Raw genomic sequence first — 17,241 nt, 5'->3', positions numbered from 1 at the left:
GGGCGGGGTCCGGCTGGTCCGTGTCGGGGACGGCCCGCCCACCCCCGACCCCGCCCCACTCCACCCCACCCCCACCCCGCACACCCCTCCCTCCCCCCGACCCCCCGGTCGTACGCTGAAGCGATGAGAACTCCGCGTCAGGCAGCCCGCATTGTCGTCCTCTCCCCGAGCGGATCGGTGTTCCTGTTCCGGGAGAACAACATCGAGGTCGGCATCCACTGGCTGCCGCCGGGCGGGGGGATCGATCCCGGTGAGACGCCCGAGGAGTGCGTGCGGCGCGAGTTGCGCGAAGAGACCGGGTGGACCGATCTGGAGCCGCAGCGGCTGCTGTGCACCTGGGAGCACGACTTCACCCACCAGGGCATTCCGGTCCGCCAGCACGAGTACATCTACGTCACCACCGGCCCGGCCCGCGAACCCGTCCTCGAAGCCCCCGACATCCACTGGCAGTGGGTCTCCCAGGAGCGTCTCGCCGTCCTCGGCGAGCCGCTCTGGCCCCCGCGCCTGCCGGACCTGCTGTCGGGCCGGGTCGTGGAGCCCGTCCACCTGGGGCTGCTGGCCTAGACGCTGTCCGGGCCGGGCGCGCGGTGGGGTCGTCACTCCTCCCAGCGGGAGTCCCGGATCACCGACACGAAATCACCGGGCGCATGGCCGGGCACGAAGTGCCGCAGCACGTCCGCCTTCACGTTCCCGAACGTGGTCTCCGGCTTCCTGGCGACGCCCTCGGTGAAGGCCTCCAGGATCCGGCGCTTGAAGTCCGGGCGGGGGTGCAGTGCGGTGATCTCCTCCCGGGCGGCCGCGTCGAGTTCGTCGAAGCCGATGCCGAGGACGTCGTACTCCACTCCCGCGGTCACGAGGGCCACCTCCGGCTCCATGAACTCCGGGATCCCCGGGGTGGTGTGCAGGGCGATCGACGTCCAGACGCGCCGGATCCCGTCCTGCGGGACTCCGTGGCGTTCAAGAAAGCGGCGGGCCTCGTCCGCCCCGTCGACCTCGAACCGTCGACCGCTGTCCCGGAACTTCTCACCGAGCCCGAGGTCGTGGAACATCGCTCCGATGTAGAGCAGTTCGGGATCGTAGGCGAGGGCCTTCCGGCGCCCTTGCAGGCTTCCGAACCAGAAGACCCGGCGCGAGTGGTGGTAGATCAGTTCGCTCGCCGTGTCCCTCACCAGTGCCGTCGCCTCCGCGGCCAGCGCGCCGTCGGGTACGGCGATCCCTGCCGCCGTGTCGCCGTACGCGCCCGTGTTCCCGTCCTTGCCCGTGCCCGTGGCCCGTGCGTTCATCGCGTGCTCCTCTCGACGTGCCCCCACCCTCCTCCGGCGCGGGGCACCCCCGCCATGTCCGTGAAGCCACGTACCCCACGGATCCGGACACTGCGTGCCGCTACCGTGTCCGCATGGCCGCTCCCCACATCGTCACCGTCCTCGCCTTCGACGGCGTGCGGCTCATGGACGTCGCCGCGCCGCTGGAGGTGTTCAGCACCGCGGGCCGGCCCTACGTCGTGCAGGTCTGCACCCCCGACGGTGGCCCCGTGCGTACGTCGACCGGCCTGCGGATCGACGCCGACCTCCCCGCGGAGGCGGTCACCCGCACCGCGACACTGGTCGTCCCCGGGCCCGCCGACCTGGCGACCCTTGCCGCCGACCCCTCGCTCGTCGCGCAGGTCGCCGATCTGGCCGGGCGCGCGCAGCGGGTCGCTGCCGTCTGCACCGGGGCTTTCGCGCTGGCCGCGGCGGGGCTGCTCGACGGTCGCCGGGCCACGACCCACTGGGAACACGCGGCCGAGTTGGCCCGGTCGTACCCGGCCGTCACCGTCACCCCCGACGCGATCCACGTGCAGGACGGGCCCGTTCTCACCTCGGCCGGAGTCACGGCGGGAATCGACGTCTGCCTCACGCTCGTGGAACAGGACCTCGGCCCGGAGGCCGCCCGCCGGGTCGCCCGCGACCTGGTCGTCTTCCTGCAACGGCCGGGCGGGCAGTCCCAATTCTCGGTGGCGTCCCGGACCTCGCCCACCCGCGATCCGGTCCTGCGTCCGTTGTTGGACGCGATGGTCGCCGACCCCGCCGCCGATCACGGCCTCCCGGCACTCGCGCGGCGGGCCGGTCTCAGCACCCGTCACCTCTCGCGCCTCTTCAAGGCCCACACGGGCACCACGCCGGCCGTCCACCTGGAGCTGCTGCGCGTGGAGAGCGCGCGGATGCTCCTGGAGCGGGGTGAGAGCGTCACGACGACCGCCCGCCTCAGCGGCCTGGGCAGCGACGAGTCCCTGCGACGGGCCTTCGCCCGCCACCTCGGCACCACGCCCTCCGCCTACGCCTCCCGTTTCCGCACCACGGTGACCGGCTGAGCCGGAGGTCGATCGGGGCGGCCGGCGGGAGGGGCTGCGGGGGAGGTCGGGTCAGTGGGTTGTGGTGGCCTTCTTGTACAGCTGGGCGGCGTAGTCGCCGAGGATCGTGCTCGTCGAGACGTCGTCGGTGTCGCCGCCCGTCAGGATGCCGATGATCTTGCTGTCGCGGCTGATCCAGGCGCTGCCGCTCGTGCCGCCCGGGAAGTCGGCGCAGTCGAAGCGCTGTTCGGTCGGGCTCAGTCGGACGGAGGTCGACGTGCAGGTGCGGGGCACCTTGCGGTCGGACGGGTAGCCCGTCACCGTGACCTCCTCGCCGGCGCGGCCCGAGGTGTCCAGGGCGGCGGCGCCGGTGACGTCCTCGATGGGGCGCCCCTTGTCGTCGGGGGCGAGGCGGGCGAAGGCGAGGTCGTAGTCGTCGTCCGTCTCCTCGGCCCAGCGGTCGTCCTCGAAGACCTCCTCGATCTTCCAGGTGCCGTACGGGGCCACTCCGTTCGCGTACGCGGGTGCGAAGACGGCGCCTCCCGCGCTGTCGCGCTGCTTGCCCGCGAGGAGGCAGTGCCCGGCGGTGACGATCAGGTTCTTGCCGGGGCTGCGGACCACCGTCGCGGTGCAGAAGTGGTCGCCGTCCAGGCCGCCGGTGAACAGGGCGCCGGTGAAGGCGGCGGGTCCGCCGGGCTGGGGGTTCACGGGCGGCGGCAGCTCGTCCGACAGCAACGGTTTCGGCGCTTGCGATCGCGACGAGCCGGTCGGCGCGCCGGAAGGCGCACCCGAGGGTGCGGCCGTCCCGGCCCGTGCGGACGGTGTCGGTTCGGGGGGCGGTGCCAACTCCGCCACCGCCGCGGAGGCGCCCAGCGCCGCCAAGGCGCACAGCACCGCCGTCACCACGGTCCGTTTGTCCACCGCCACGATCCCCGTCCCTCCCCGCTTTGCCCCGGCGAAGCATGCCCCGGGGGCGGCCCGGGGTGCAAGATCGGACGTGATGGGGTGGCGCGTTCCCGTCGCCGAGGCCGGAACGGGCGCCCCGAGGCGATCGGCTGTTCCCGTACCTCCGGCGCCCGGGGCCCGGTCCCGGGCCTCGTCCGGCGTCGGCAGCCGGTCGGGGCCCCGGGGCCGGTGCGTCCGCGGTGCGCGCACGCGGTGGACCGGGCGCCGAACATCACCTCCGGCTCGACCGCCCGCGGACCGCCCCTTCCGCAGGGCCGGTCAGGTCCGGCGGGCCGCCCTCGGCGAGCCGATCGAGGGACTTCTCGCGCTTGCGGTGCTTGGCCGCGCCCGCCCCTACGCCCCCGGTCCCGCCCACAGTCCTTCCGGGGTCAGTCCCAGGAGGTCGATGGCGTTGCCGCGGACGATGCGGTCGACGACGTCCGGCGCGAGGTGGCCCATCTGGGCTTCGCCGACCTCGCGGGACTTGGGCCAGGTGGAGTCCGAGTGCGGGTAGTCGGTCTCGTAGAGGACGTTGCCGACGCCGATGGAGTCCAGGTTCTTCAGGCCGAACGCGTCGTCGAAGAAGCAGCCGTAGACGTGCTCGGCGAAGAGTTCGGACGGCGGGCGCAGCACCTTGTCGGCGACCCCGCCCCAGCCGCGGTTCTCCTCCCACACCACGTTCGCGCGTTCAAGGATGTAGGGGATCCATCCGATCTGGCCCTCGGCGTACATGATCCTGAGGTTGGGGAAGCGTTCGAACTTGCCGCTCATCAGCCAGTCGACCATCGAGAAGCAGCAGTTGGCGAAGGTGATGGTGGAGCCGACGGCGGGGGGCGCGTCCGCCGAGGTGGACGGCATCCGCGAGGAGGAGCCGATGTGCATGGCGATGACCGTGCCGGTCTCGTTGCACGCTTCGAGGAACGGGTCCCAGTCGTCGGTGTGGACGGACGGGAGGCCCAGGTGCGGGGGTATCTCGGAGAAGGCGACGGCGCGCACGCCGCGGGCCGCGTTGCGGCGGACCTCGGCGGCGGCGAGGCGGGCGTCCCACAGCGGGACGAGGGTCAGGGGGATCAGCCGGCCCCGCGCCTCGGGGCCGCACCACTCCTCCACCATCCAGTCGTTGTAGGCCCGTACGCCGAGGAGGCCCAGCTCACGGTCCTTGGCCTCGGTGAAGGTCTGACCGCAGAAGCGGGGGAAGGTGGGGAAGCAGAGGGCGGACTGGACGTGGTTGACGTCCATGTCCGCGAGGCGTTCGGGAACCGAGAAGGAGCCCGGGCGCATCTGGTCGTAGGTGATGACTTCCAGTTTGATCTCGTCACGGTCGTACCCGACGGCGGTGTCGAGGCGGGTGAGCGGCCGGTGCAGATCCTCGTACACCCACCAGTCGCCGACGGGGCCGTCGTCGCCGGGGGCTCCCATGACGGGTGCGAACTTGCCGCCGAGGAAGGTCATTTCCTTGAGGGGGGCGCGGACGATCCGGGGGCCGATGTCCCGGTACTTGGACGGGAGCCTGTCCCGCCAGACGTGCGGGGGCTCCACCGTGTGGTCGTCCACCGAGATGATCTTCGGGAAGGTCTCCATGCCTCACACCGTAGCGCTGATCTGACGAACCGTCAGCTAGTTGGCGGCGGATCGGTCCTCGGCGGACTGACGTGTACGCGCAAGACAGGGCAGACTGGCCCTCAAAACGACGGAAGGCAGGGGGGACGACCGATGGACGGCATACCGGCCATCCCGCACCAGCGGAACCACCCCGAGGCAGCCCGGACGGCCTCCGGCCCGGCCGGCACCACGCCGTCCGACACCAGCCCGTCCGACACCGGCTCCGGCTCCGGCCAGACCGGTACCACCCGGACCACCGGCAGCACCGCCAACAACACCGGCACCACCCGGGCCGCCGGCCCGACCCCGTCCGCCGGCCCGGCCCGATCCGTCGGCCCCGCCGACGACACCGCGACCGCCCCCGCTCCCGCCCCCGGCGACAACCGCTTCGCGGTCCTCGGCCCCGTCCGGGCCTGGCGCGGCGGCGAGGCGCTGCCCTCCGGCAGCCCGCAGCAGCGCGCCCTGCTCGCCGCGCTGCTGCTCCGTGACGGCCGCACCGCCACGGCGCCCGAGCTGATCGACGCCATCTGGGGCGAGGACCCGCCGCAGCAGGCCCTCGCCACCATCCGCACCTACGCCTCCCGGCTGCGCAAGGTCCTCGATCCCGGGCTGCTCGTCACCGACGCGGGCGGCTACGCGATCCGGCTGCGCCACGCCGAGGCCCTCGACCTCGGGATCGCCCGCGACCTCGCCGCCGAGGCCGACAGGGCCCGCTGCGCCGGGGACCGCGCCCTCGCCCTGACCCTGCTCGGCCGCGCCCTGGACCTGTGGGACGGGGAACCCCTCGCCGGGGTCCCCGGCCCGCACGCCGAGACCGAACGGACCCGGCTCGCCGAGTGGCGCCTCCAACTGCTGGAGGCCCGTCTCGACCTCGACCTGGAGGTCGGCCACCACGCCGAGGCCGTCTCCGAGCTCACCGCCCTCACCGCGGCGCACCCCCTGCGGGAGCGGCTGCGCGAGCTGCTGATGCTGGCCCTCTACCGCAGCGGGCGGCAGGCCGAGGCCCTGGCCGTCTACGCCGACACGCGCCGGCTCCTGTCCGACGAACTCGGCGTCGACCCGCGCCCCGAGCTCGCCGCCCTCCAGCAGCGGATCCTGCGCGCGGACACCGAGCTGGCCCGGGCCGAGGACCCCGCGCCGGCCGCCGCCCCCGTCACCGTGCGTCCGGCACAACTGCCCGCCACGGTGCCCGACTTCACCGGTAGGGCGCCCTTCGTCAGCGAGCTCGGCCACATCCTCGCCGGCGCCGGGGGCAAGGTCATGGCCGTGTCCGCGCTGGCCGGGATAGGAGGCGTCGGCAAGACCACGCTCGCCGTGCACGTCGCGCACGCCGCCCGGCCGTACTTCCCCGACGGCCAGCTCTACATCGACCTCCAGGGCACCGACCCCCGCCCCGTCGAACCGGAAGCCGTCCTCGGCTGCTTCCTGCGCGCGCTCGGCGCCCCCGACAGCTCGATCCCCGACTCCCCCGCCGAACGGGCCGCGCTCTACCGCTCCCTCCTCGACGGGCGCCGCGTCCTGGTGCTGCTCGACAACGCCCGCGACGCCGCCCAGGTCCGCCCGCTGCTGCCGGGCACCGCGGGCTGCGCCGCCCTGGTCACCAGCCGGGTCCGCATGTCGGGCCTCGCCGGGGCGCACCTCGTCGACCTGGACGTGATGAGTCCCGAGGAGTCGTTACAGCTGTTCACCCGGATCGTGGGCGGCGAACGGGTCGGAGCCGAACGCCAGGCCGCCCTCGACGTCGTCTGCGCCTGCGGTTTCCTGCCGCTCGCCATCCGCATCGCCGCCTCCCGGCTCGCGGCCCGCCGCACCTGGACCGTTTCCGTCCTCGCCGCCAAGCTCGCCGACGAACGCCGCCGCCTGGACGAGCTCCAGGCCGGGGACCTGGCCGTCAAGGCCACCTTCGAGCTCGGCTACGGCCAGCTCGAACCCGCCCAGCAGCGCGCCTTCCGGCTGCTCGGCCTCGCCGACGGCCCCGACATCTCCCTGCGGGCCGCGGCGGCCGTGCTCGACCTGCCCGAGCACGACACGGAGGACCTCCTGGAGGCGCTGGTCGACTGCTCCTTGCTGGAGTCCGCCGCGCCGGGCCGCTACCGCTTCCACGACCTCGTACGCCTCTACGCGCGTGCCTGCGCCGAACGGGACGAGCAGACGCCGGGCGGCCGCGACGCCGCCCTCGACCGGCTCCTCGACTTCTACCTGGCGACCGCCTCCCGGGTGTACGCGCTGGAGCGCCCCGGCGACCGGCTGCCGGCCCACCTGTCCGCGACCCGCCATCCCGGCCTCGTCCTGACGGAACCGGCCGCGGCCCTGGACTGGCTGTTCGCCGAGGCCGGCCCGCTGCTGGCCTGCGTGCGCCAGGCCGCCGTACGGGCCGGCGCGGGCGACGACGGCGCGCGGGCGGACGGCCCGGACGGCGGGGGACGGTTCGACGACGGCCGGGCCGATGTCCTGCGGCGGGCCGTGGACCTGCTGTGGGCGGCCAAGGACCTCGCCGAGTCGGGTGCCAATTCCAAGCAGTACGAGTCGGCGGCGCTGACCCTGCGCGAGGCCGCCCGGACGGCCAAGGACCCGCGGGCCGAGGGGCGCGCCCGCACCACCCTCACCATGGTCCACCTGTTCGCGGGCCGGTTCGCGGAGGCCGACGACGAGGCGCGGCAGGCCATGGACCTGGCCCGCGAGGCCGAGGACCCGCTGCCGAGCTGCTGGGCGCCCAACGACCGCGGGATCATCGCGCTCTACCAGGGCCGGTACGCGGACGGCGAGCGCTACCTGTTGGAGGCCATCCAGAACTTCCGGGCCGACGGGAACCGCGTGGGTGAGGCCAGCGCCCTGTGCAACCTCTCCCGCATCCACGTCGGGCTGGGACGGCTGTCCAGCGCCATCGACCTCGCTCAGCAGGGCATCGCCGTCTACGACCGGATGGGCCTGACCCTGCGCCTGGCCAACGGTCGCTACGCGCTGGGCATCGCGCTCACCCAGGCGGGCCGGCTCACCGAGGCCCTGTCGCAGCTCGGCGAGGCCCTGTCGCTGTTCCACGAGAACCGGCAGCCGTTGTGGGAGGGCGTGACCCACTTCCGGCTCGCCGAGGCGCACCTGGCCGCGCAGCGGCCCACCCTGGCGGCCAAGCACGCCGAGCAGGCCATCGCCCTGCGCGGGATCGGCGGCGAATGGCGGCGGGCGACGGTGCTGACCGTCCTGGGGAAGGCGCTGCGGTCCCTCGGTCAGGCCGACCGGGCACGCGCGTGCTGGCGGGACGCGGAGACCGTCTTCGCTCAGCTCGGCTCCACCGAACTGGCCGAAGTGCGCGCCCTGCTGGCGACCGAGATCGCCGCCTGAACGGCGCCGACCTGGGGCCTTCGCCGGATGGACGCGGCGTTCATCGTTCGTTTATCGCCGTCCGGCACGATGGGTTCATCGACCCGGAGCGCCGGGGGGGCACCCGGGTCGACGTTGGAGGACCACCCGTTCGGCGGCCACGGGGGAATCGCCGAACGGGCCCGACCCACCATCAGGAGACCCGATGACGACGAACGAGAACGCTTCGCCGCTCGACGATGACATCAGACCGCTCGACAACCACGCCTCGGGCATCGGCAGCAAGCCGCCGGCCCCGCCGGTGGAACCGCCGGCGGAACCGCCGCTCGAAGCCCGGGGCGAGGCCGGCGGCGAGGAGATCGTGACGCTGGACAACCACGCGTCCGGCACCCGCCCGTAGCGGTACCGCACGGGGCACGACCGCACGACGTACGGGGGAAAACGTACGGGGGACGTGCGGGCCGACCCTCACGGGGGACGTGGGGGGTCGTACGGGGGAAAACGTACGGGGGCGCAATACGGGGGAACGGCGGCCGCGGTGGCCAGGAGGGGGACCACCGCGGCCGCCGCACGTCCGCGCCCGGACGCGGACGCGGTGACTAGGGTGGGGGCGTGTTCACCTCACAGGGCCCGAGCCTGGGCGAACTGGCCGTGCAGGCCCTCTCCTCCGTCGAGCGCGGCTACGACCTCCTCGCGCCCAAGTTCGACGGGACCCCCTTCCGCACCCCCGACCGGATGCTCGACGCCGTCGAGGAGGCCCTCGCGCAGCACGAGGGCGCCTTCGACTCCGGGCTGGACGTCTGTTGCGGCACCGGCGCCGGCCTGCCGATGCTGCGCCGACTGTGCCGGGACCGGGTCACGGGTGTCGACCTCAGCGCGGGCATGCTGGCCGCGGCCGCGCGGGCCCACCCCGAGGGGGTGGACCTCGTACGGGCGGACGCGCTGGCGCTGCCGCGGACGCTCGACGACTCCTACGACCTCGCGGTGAGTTTCGGGGCCTTCGGCCACTTCCTTCCGGCCGAACGGCCCGCCCTGTTCGCCGGCGTGCACCGCGCCCTGCGTCCCGGCGGCCTCTTCGCCTTCCCGATCGGCGCCCCGTTCCCGCCGGGCTCCCCGGCGTGGTGGGCGGTGACCGGCTTCGACGCGGTGATGCGGGTGCGCAACGCCGTGTGGCGGCCGCCGTTCGTCATGTACTACCGCACGTTCCCGTTCGGGCCGGTCCGCGCGGACCTGACGGCGGCCGGCTTCACCGTGGCAACGGTCCCGCTGGAGCACTTCGGGCAGCGGTCCGACGGCAGCCCGCGCTGGCGCCTGGTGCTGGCCCGGCGGGCCGGTGACCCGGCCGCCTGATCAGCCGATCCGGTCGAAGGTGAGCCGCACCCGCTCCTGGTCGGTGACGTCGCTGCCGGTGCGCAGCCGGGCCCGGTCGTTGTCGGACAGGGCCCGCCCGTAGATCCGTACGTCGTCGAGGGCGCCCGCGTAGAAGGCCTTCTGGTCGGGCTGCGTGCCGAGGTGGATGGTGAAGGCTCCGGCGGGCCGGAAGTCGAGCCGGCCGGGGGGTTGTTCGGTGACGGCGGGGGTCTCGTCGTCGACGGACAGTTGGAGCCGGCCGCCTTCGCGCTGGAACACGACGTGGTGCCAGGTGTCGTCGTCGACGGCTTCGCGGGAGGCGACGGTGACGGGTCCGATGCCCCCGTTGACGGTGCCTTCGAGGCGGCCGGTCCCGGGGTCGGCCTCGATGCGGAACTGTTTGGCGGCGGGTCCCTGGCCGTAGCCCCACACGAGGGGCTGTCGGGCGCCGCTCTCCCGGTCCTGGCCCCGGGTCTTGTACTTCACCCAGGCGGCGACGGCGAAGTCCCCTTCACCCAGGCGGAGTTCGTCGGGGCAGTCGATCAGGCGCAGGAAGTCGTCCTTGCCGTCGAAGCGCATGGTCTTCCCGCCGTCGGGCCGGTTCCCGAGGCGGGGGCCGCCGTGCACGACGGCGTGGTTGCGGTACGGGGTGGCGTCGGGGGTGAGGCGCGGGGTGAGGTCCTCGGTGGCGGCGGCCAGCGCCTGCGGGGTGAAGGCGGTGAACTTGACGTAGCCGTGCGGGGTGCCGTTCGCGGTCTCGTAGAGCATGCCGATCTCGCCGGTCGGCAGCACGGCCATGTCGGAGTACCCGGCCCGTTCGCGCAGGACGACGGCGCCTCCGGTGGACCAGGTGCGGCCCTGGTCGGTCGAGGTGCGGACGGCGAGGGTCCAGCGGTCGGAGAACTCGGCGCCGGGGCGGCTGGGCGCCGAAAGCAGCAGTGGACCGCCGGGGAGTTGGAGGAGGGAGCCGGAGGCGGGCGGGGCGGTGAGGCCGGTGACGGGGGTGAAGCCGGGGGCGGGGAACTCGGGTGCGGAGGCGTCGTCGACGAGCGCGGACACGCGGTGGTCGGGGGTGCCGCAGGTGGCGGTGGAGCGGGCGTTGACGTAGATCCGGCCGTCGGGGAGCTGGGTGAGGGCGGGTTCGTTGGGTGCGGGGGTGCCCTCCGGGGCGCCCCAGCGGGCGCCGGGCAGCCAGTTGAGGCCGCCGTCGTCGCTGTAGAGGAGCTGGGCACCGGATTCGTGGGACTCGGTGCGGTAGTCGGCGGTGACGACCATGCGGCCGGGCCGGTCGGGTGCGGTGGGGGTGAGCTGGATGCCGTGGCCGGGGCCGACGGAGATCCAAGCCCGGTCGGGGGCCTTGAGGTGGGGTTGCGGGTTGGGGTCGGTGCTCCAGTGCGCGCCGTCGTCCTCGCTGTGGGCCAGGCGCAGTTCGCGCGGGCCGCGGACGCGGTTGCCCGTGTCGTCGTACGCCCAGGTGCTGTAGGCGTGCAGCAGGGAGATCCGGCCGGAGGCGGAGTCCACGACGGGGACGGGGTTCCCGTGGGCGCCCGGGTCCCCCGCGCCGCGGATGACCTCCATGGGGCCCCAGGTGCGGCCGTGGTCCGTGGAGCGCTTCATGACGAGGTCGATGTCGCCGATGTCGTCGCAGCCGGCGGTGCGGGCCTCGGCGATGGCGAGCAGCGCGCCGGCCCGGGTGGTGGTGAGGGTGGGGATGCGGTAGCAGTCGTAGCCCTCGGTGAAGGCGCTGAAGGGCGCGGAGAGGGCGGCGGTCAGGCCGCCGGCCCGCCGTCCGCCGGGCCCGTCGTCCGCCGCGCCGTCGGGGGGCGCGGCGGGCAGCAGGACGGCGGCCGCGACGGCCAGCGCCGTGGCCGCCGCGGCACCGATCGCGATCCGGACGCGGGACGCGAGGAGGAACCGTACGGCTGTTTGGTGCGAGCTCACCCGTGCAGGCTAACGCGGGTGGCGGGCGGGGTCGGTCAGACGTGCTGCGGGCGTGCTCTGAGCTGGGCCTTCAGCACCTTGCCACCGGCGTTGCGCGGGAGTTCGGTGACGAACTCCACCGCCCGGGGGACCTTGTAGTTCGCCATTTCCCGGCGGGACCAGGCGATGAGGTCCTCGGCGGTGAGGGTGGAGCCGGGGCGCCGGACGGCGTACGCCTTGCCGACTTCGCCGAGCCGGGCGTCGGGCACGCCGATCACGGCGACGTCGGCGATGTCGGGGTGCAGGCCGAGGAGTTGTTCGATCTCGGCGGGATAGGCGTTGAACCCGCCGACGATGAACATGTCCTTGATCCGGTCGGTGATCCGCAGGTTGCCCTCGGCGTCGAGGACGCCGACGTCGCCGGTGCGCAGCCAGCCCTCGGGGGTGATGGCACGGGCGGTGCCCTCGGGGTCCTCGAAGTAGCCGCGCATGACGTGGTGGCCGCGCACCCACACCTCGCCGGCGGTGCCCACCGGTTCGGGGTCCCCCGCCGGGCCGACGATCCGCAGTTCGGTGCCGGGGATGGCCCGGCCCGAGGTCGCGGAGACGATGTCGGGGCGGTCGCCGCGGCGGCACATGGTGACGATGCCGCTCGCCTCGGAGAGTCCGTAGGCGGTCAGGACGGTGGCGATGCGCAGTTCGGCGCGCAGCCGCTCGACGAGTTGGAGCGGGACGACGGCCGCGCCGGTGACGACCAGTCGCAGGGCGGACAGGTCGTGGTTCTCGCGCTGCGGGTGGTCGAGCAGCGACTGGTGGAGGGTGGGCGGGCCGGGCAGGACGGAGATCCGTTCGGCGGCGACGTTGGCGAGCACGGTGTCCACGTTGAAGACGGGCTGCGGGACCATCGTGGCGCCGCGCATCAGGCAGGCGATGATGCCGGCCTTGTAGCCGAAGGTGTGGAAGAAGGGGTTCACGATCAGGTAGCGGTCGCCCTCGCGGAGTCCGGCGAGTTCGCTCCACACGTCGTAGCAGCGCAGGGTCTGGGCGTGGGTGATGACGGCGCCCTTGGGGCTGCCGGTGGTGCCGGAGGTGAAGATGATGTCGGAGGGGGTGTCGGGGCGCAGGGAGGCGGCGCGCTCGCGCACCCGGTCGCCGGGTACGGCGTCGCCGGCGGTCAGGAAGTCCTTCCAGGTGCGGAAGGACTCGGGGGCGTCCTCGGCGAGGACGACGACCTGTTCCAGGTGGGGCAGTCCGGGCAGCGGTCCGCTGCCGGGCCCCTCGGCGGCGGCGCGGCGCAGGGAGGCCACGTAGGAGGTGCCGAGGAAGGTGCCGGTGACGAACAGCAGGCGGGCGCGGCTGCGCCGCAGGACGTAGGCGGCTTCGGCGCCCTTGAAGCGGGTGTTGAGGGGGACGAGGACCGCGCCGGCGGAGACGGCCCCGAGGGAGGAGACGATCCACTCCAGGGTGTTGGGCGCCCAGACGGCGACCCGGTCGCCGGGCTCGATCCCGGCGGCCAGGCAGGCGGCGGCGGCGCGTTCGACGCGTTCGCCGAGTTGGGAGTAGGTGATCCGGACCCGGCCGTCGACGACGGCCTCGTGGTCGGCGTACCGGGCGGCGGCGTCGCGCACGAGCCCGGCGACGCTGCCCCAGCGCAGGTCCCCGCGGCCGTGGAGGGCGTCCTCGGACGCGTGGTCACGGGCGCGAACGGTGCCGGGACCGGCATCGGGGCCGCCGAGGGAGCCGCTGCCGGGGCCGCTCCCGGGACCGCTCCCGGAACACCTCGTCGTGCCGGTCGCGGAGACCTCCGCACCGGCCCCGACCACGCTCCCGGAACCGTTCGCGCCCATGACCTCGTGTCCGCCCTCGACCATCGCCCGCCCCTCCTCGCGATCCCATAGCTGACTATCCGTCAGATTAGCTGTAGCCTTCGCGGCTGTCAGTACTGGTGCACCCCCCGGAGGTGGCGATGGCGGCAACGCTCAAGGACGCTACGGCAATCGTCGGCATCGGCCAGACCGCCTTTGCCAAACGACTGCCGAGCACCGAAAAGGAACTGGCCTGCCGGGCCATCCTGGCGGCACTCGCCGACGCCGGCATAGCCCCCGGCGAGGTCGACGCGTTCGCCTCCTACACGATGGAGGAGACCGACGAGGTCGAGGTCGCCAAGGCCATCGGCGCGGGCGACGTCACCTTCTTCTCCAAGGTCGGCTACGGCGGCGGCGGCTCCTGCGCCACCGTCGGACACCTCGCCGCCGCGGTCGCCACCGGCCAGGCCTCCGTCGGCGTCGCCTGGCGCTCCCGCAAACGCGGCTCCGGCCCCCGCCCCTGGAAGAACACCGCCGTCCAACTGCCCACCCCCGGACAGTGGACCCGCCCCTTCGGGCTGCTGCGCCCGGCCGACGAGATCGGCATGCTGGCCCGCCGCTACATGCACGAGTACGGCGCCACCCGCGAGCACCTCTTCAACGTCGCGATGGCCTGCCGCAACCGGGCCAACGAGAACCCGGCCGCCATGATGTACGAGCGCCCCCTGACCCGCGAGATGTACATGACCTCCCGCATGATCAGCGACCCGCTCTGCCTCTTCGACAACTGCCTGGAGACCGACGGCGCCCTCGCCTGCGTGATCGTCTCCGCCGAACGCGCACGCGACTGCCGCCAGAAGCCCGTCTACGTGCACTCCGTCGCCCAGGGCCTGCCCGCCCAGCACCACGGGATGGTCAACTACTGGAACGACGACCCGCTGACCGGTCCCGCCTGGACCGCCGCCCGACACCTGTGGAAGCAGGCCGACTTCGGCCCGCAGGACGTGGACGTCGCGCAGATCTACGACGCCTTCACCCCGCTGATCCCCCTCTCCCTGGAGGGCTACGGCTTCTGCGGGCGCGGCGAGGGCGCCGCCTTCACCGAGGGCGGGGCCCTGGAGATGGGCGGCCGGCTACCGATCAACACCGGCGGCGGCGGCCTCTCGGAGGCCTACGTGCACGGCTTCAACCTGATCAACGAGGGCGTCAAGCAGCTGCGCGGGATCTCGACCGCCCAGGTGCCGGACGCCGCGACCTGCCTGGTGACCGCCGGCGAGGGCGTCCCCACGTCCGCGGTCCTGCTGCGAGCCTGAGGAGCCGACCATGACCTCCGCCAGCCCTGCCGAAGACCTCCTCCTGCCCGTACCCGACGAGGACGGCGCCCCCTTCTGGGAGTACGCCGCCCGCGGCGAACTCCGCGTCCAGGCCTGCGCCGACTGCGGCCGACTGCGGTTCCCGCCGCGCCCCTGCTGCCCTCACTGCCAGTCCTTCGACGGCGAGTGGCGCCGGATGAGCGGGCGGGGCCGGATCTGGTCCTGGGTACGGCCCCACCCGCCGCTGCTGCCCGCGTACGCCGCGCAGGCCCCGTACAACGTCATCCTCGTCGAGCTCGTCGAGGAGCCCCTGATCCGGCTGGCCGGGAACCTGGTCACCGCCGCCGACGCCCCCCTCGACTCCGTGGACCCGGCGCGACTGCGCATCGGGGCCCGCGTCCAGGTGGTGTTCACGCAGACGGGCGGGATGAGCGTGCCGCGCTGGATCCTGGAGAAGCCGTGACGCCCCGGGTGGAACGGGACGGGGACACCGGGGTCGCGGTCGTCACCCTCGACCGGGAGCACCGGCACAACGCGGTCGACCTGGGGACCGCGGCCGCGCTGACGGCGCTGTGGCGGGAGTTCCGGCACGACGAGAAGGTCCGGGCGGTGGTGCTGACCGGCGCGGGCACCGCCGCGTTCTGCACGGGCATCGACCGGTCCGCCGAGGTGCCGCAGCCCGCGTCCCCGTACTCGGTCGACGATCCGCTGCTCGCGATCGGCCCCAAGACCTGCGACCTGTGGAAACCGGTCGTGGCCGCCGTCAACGGCATGGCCTGCGGCGGCGCCTTCTACCTGCTCGGCGAATCGGAGTTCGTCGTCTCCTCCACCACCGCCACCTACTTCGACCCGCACACCTCGTACGGCATGGTCAGCGCCTACGAGGCCGTCTACATGGCCCAGCGGATGCCCTTCGGGGAGGTCGCCCGGATGTCCCTGATGGGGACGGCGGAACGGCTCTCCGCGCGGCGGGCCTACGAGATCGGCCTGGTCTCGGAGCTGGCGGAGCCGGACGAACTGCTCGGGGCGGCCCTGCGGTCGGCGCGGACCCTGGCCGGCTTCCCCACGGAGGCCGTGCAGGGCACCGTACGGGCCCTGTGGTCGGCGAAGCGGGCCGCGCTCCAACAGGCCCTGGACCAGGCCCCGGCCCTGATCGGCCTGGGCAACCTGCCACCGGAGCGGCAGGCGGAACTCTTCGGGGCCCGGCGGCCGGGAGCGGAGTTCCGCCTGCGGTGATCAGCCGTGGCTGCGCGGCTTGGTGGGCTTGCCGGGCTTGGTGGGCTTCGCGGACGGCCTGGTGGTGCGGCGCCCGGTGCCGTCCGCGTCGTCCGTGGCCGTGGCCGTGGGCGACGGGGAGGCGGACCGGGCGACCTCGACCACCGAGGTGATCCGGCAGTCCTTCACCTCGGCGGCCCGCTGCGCGGCGGTCAGGGCGATCACCAGGGTGCCGGTGCGGCGGGCCTCCAGGGTCACGGTGGCGCGGGACGTCTCGACGAGCGCGCCGGCGGCGCCCTCCCGGTTCAGGGCCACCTCGAAGGTCGCCGTGCGGTCCAGCCGCGAGGTGACCTCCACGGTCGTGGCCGGCTTGCCCGCGCCGACGCAGGTCGTCACCACGGCCGTCGCCGGGGCGCCCACCGGGGACGTCGATGCCGTCGGGCTGCTGTCGCCGCCGGCCCCGGCGCCGCCGTGGCTCTTCTTGCTCTTGCTCTTGGTCTTCGAACTGGAGCAGCCGCCCCCGCCGCCGCTGCTCTTGCTCTTGCCGCTGCTCCCGCTGCCGCCGCTCGACGAGAATCCCGTGAGCGCCAGGACCACCGCCACGAGTACCGCGGCGAGCCTGATGCGGCTGCCCCTTCCGGTCACCATCATGCGAACCCCTCCCTGTAGGACGGCGCGACGCTACCAGCCGCCGCGGACGGTGAGGGCGGGCCCGCAACGACCCGCCACGGGCCTCGGCGACGGCCGGCGCCGACCGCCGGCGGGCCGCCCGACGTATCGGCATTCGCCACCCCGCGGCCGGAACGCCCCCCTCCGTTCTCTCTGCCACCAGCGAAGACGCCCCCGGAGCCGGTCCACGGTCGGCGAAACCGTGGTTGCATCCCCGGACCGAACCCGGCGGCCAGCCGCATTCCCCCCGCGTCCCTTCGGTGAGCACCGACCCACCACAAGGAGCACGGCACCAGTGCGCACCATCGCCACCGAGATCGTCATCGACGCGACGCCCGAAGAAGTCTGGGCGACCCTGACCGACCTGCCCCGCTACTGCACCTGGAACCCGTTCATCCGCCAGGCGTTGGGCGAAACCGTCCCGGGCGCGCGGCTGGACCTGACGATGTACTCGCGGTCGGGGAAGCCGACGGTCTTCCACCCGACCGTCCTCGTGGTCAACCCGTCCGTCGAGTTCCGTTGGAAGGGCCGGTTCCTCGTCCGCGGCCTGTTCGACGGCGAGCACTACTTCCGGCTCTCCGAAGGCCCGGGCCGCACCACGCGCCTGGAGCACGGCGAGCGCTTCGGCGGCCTGCTCGTCCCCTTCCTCGGCAAGCTGCTCGCGGACACCGCCCGCAACTTCACCGCGATGAACGAAGCCCTGCGCACCCGCGTCGAATCGGCCCGTTCGAGGTCCTGACGCCCACCGGGTCCGCGGACGCGGACCCCCGAGACC

15 protein-coding genes are annotated in these 17,241 nt (G+C 73.7%); 9 read left to right on the top strand and 6 right to left on the bottom strand.

Going from position 1 to position 17,241, the window contains the following annotated elements:
- Window positions 1-123: 123 nt before the first annotated feature.
- On the top strand, window positions 124-564 hold the full coding sequence (locus ACFVS6_RS39445) for an NUDIX hydrolase (RefSeq protein ID WP_389711360.1): 441 nt from the start codon (window positions 124-126) through the stop codon (window positions 562-564).
- Between the two features lie 32 nt (window positions 565-596).
- On the opposite strand, the gene ACFVS6_RS39440 is transcribed toward ACFVS6_RS39445, so the two are convergent.
- Window positions 597-1,283, bottom strand: coding sequence for an HD domain-containing protein (locus ACFVS6_RS39440; protein ID WP_389711359.1), 687 nt, complete (start codon window positions 1,281-1,283; stop codon window positions 597-599).
- Between the two features lie 113 nt (window positions 1,284-1,396).
- Between ACFVS6_RS39440 and ACFVS6_RS39435 the strand changes: the two genes are divergently transcribed.
- A complete protein-coding gene (locus tag ACFVS6_RS39435; RefSeq protein WP_389711358.1) occupies window positions 1,397-2,350 on the top strand; it encodes a GlxA family transcriptional regulator in 954 nt (317 codons plus the stop codon).
- A gap of 51 nt (window positions 2,351-2,401) precedes the next feature.
- Here ACFVS6_RS39435 and ACFVS6_RS39430 read toward each other — a convergent pair whose 3' ends face one another.
- The gene (locus ACFVS6_RS39430) at window positions 2,402-3,250 is read right to left on the bottom strand and encodes a trypsin-like serine protease (RefSeq protein ID WP_389711357.1); all 849 of its coding nucleotides are present in this window, start codon (window positions 3,248-3,250) and stop codon (window positions 2,402-2,404) included.
- A 378-nt stretch (window positions 3,251-3,628) separates the two neighbouring features.
- The gene (locus tag ACFVS6_RS39425; protein ID WP_389711356.1) at window positions 3,629-4,855 is read right to left on the bottom strand and encodes an amidohydrolase family protein; all 1,227 of its coding nucleotides are present in this window, start codon (window positions 4,853-4,855) and stop codon (window positions 3,629-3,631) included.
- 132 nt (window positions 4,856-4,987) lie between these two features.
- Here ACFVS6_RS39425 and ACFVS6_RS39420 point away from each other — a divergent pair, with 132 nt between their 5' ends.
- The 3 genes from ACFVS6_RS39420 (at window position 4,988) to ACFVS6_RS39410 (ending at window position 9,544) form a co-directional block, all read left to right on the top strand.
- Window positions 4,988-8,215, top strand: coding sequence for a BTAD domain-containing putative transcriptional regulator (locus ACFVS6_RS39420; RefSeq protein WP_389711355.1), 3,228 nt, complete (start codon window positions 4,988-4,990; stop codon window positions 8,213-8,215).
- 184 nt (window positions 8,216-8,399) lie between these two features.
- On the top strand, window positions 8,400-8,594 hold the full coding sequence (locus tag ACFVS6_RS39415) for a hypothetical protein (protein ID WP_389711354.1): 195 nt from the start codon (window positions 8,400-8,402) through the stop codon (window positions 8,592-8,594).
- A gap of 212 nt (window positions 8,595-8,806) precedes the next feature.
- Complete coding sequence (locus tag ACFVS6_RS39410; protein ID WP_389711353.1) at window positions 8,807-9,544, top strand: class I SAM-dependent methyltransferase; 738 nt, start codon at window positions 8,807-8,809, stop codon at window positions 9,542-9,544.
- Here the strand turns inward: ACFVS6_RS39410 and ACFVS6_RS39405 are convergent, their stop codons facing one another.
- Window positions 9,545-11,485, bottom strand: a complete 1,941-nt coding sequence (locus ACFVS6_RS39405; protein WP_389711352.1) for an exo-alpha-sialidase — start codon at window positions 11,483-11,485, stop codon at window positions 9,545-9,547. It lies immediately after the preceding gene.
- A 35-nt stretch (window positions 11,486-11,520) separates the two neighbouring features.
- A complete protein-coding gene (locus ACFVS6_RS39400) occupies window positions 11,521-13,335 on the bottom strand; it encodes a FadD3 family acyl-CoA ligase (RefSeq protein ID WP_389711351.1) in 1,815 nt (604 codons plus the stop codon).
- A 95-nt stretch (window positions 13,336-13,430) separates the two neighbouring features.
- Here ACFVS6_RS39400 and ACFVS6_RS39395 point away from each other — a divergent pair, with 95 nt between their 5' ends.
- Genes ACFVS6_RS39395 through ACFVS6_RS39385 form a run of 3 tightly spaced genes read left to right on the top strand, consistent with a single transcriptional unit; the run spans window position 13,431 to window position 15,818 of the window.
- Window positions 13,431-14,582: a lipid-transfer protein gene (locus ACFVS6_RS39395; protein ID WP_389711350.1), complete on the top strand. Its 1,152-nt coding sequence runs from the start codon at window positions 13,431-13,433 to the stop codon at window positions 14,580-14,582.
- A 10-nt stretch (window positions 14,583-14,592) separates the two neighbouring features.
- A complete protein-coding gene (locus tag ACFVS6_RS39390) occupies window positions 14,593-15,045 on the top strand; it encodes a Zn-ribbon domain-containing OB-fold protein (protein WP_389711349.1) in 453 nt (150 codons plus the stop codon).
- On the top strand, window positions 15,042-15,818 hold the full coding sequence (locus ACFVS6_RS39385; protein WP_389711348.1) for an enoyl-CoA hydratase/isomerase family protein: 777 nt from the start codon (window positions 15,042-15,044) through the stop codon (window positions 15,816-15,818). Before ACFVS6_RS39390 ends, ACFVS6_RS39385 begins: the two co-directional genes overlap by 4 nt.
- Here ACFVS6_RS39385 and ACFVS6_RS39380 read toward each other — a convergent pair whose 3' ends face one another.
- Window positions 15,819-16,448, bottom strand: coding sequence for a hypothetical protein (locus tag ACFVS6_RS39380; RefSeq protein ID WP_389711347.1), 630 nt, complete (start codon window positions 16,446-16,448; stop codon window positions 15,819-15,821). It abuts the gene before it with no gap.
- A gap of 313 nt (window positions 16,449-16,761) precedes the next feature.
- On the opposite strand from ACFVS6_RS39380, the gene ACFVS6_RS39375 reads away from it, so the two are divergent.
- Window positions 16,762-17,205, top strand: a complete 444-nt coding sequence (locus ACFVS6_RS39375; RefSeq protein WP_389711346.1) for an SRPBCC family protein — start codon at window positions 16,762-16,764, stop codon at window positions 17,203-17,205.
- The last annotated feature ends 36 nt before the right edge of the window (window positions 17,206-17,241 follow it).

Origin of the sequence: Streptomyces sp. NPDC057939, assembly GCF_042887545.1 — a bacterium.
GTDB lineage: Bacteria > Actinomycetota > Actinomycetes > Streptomycetales > Streptomycetaceae > Streptomyces.
This window is presented reverse-complemented; position numbering and strand designations above follow the sequence as displayed.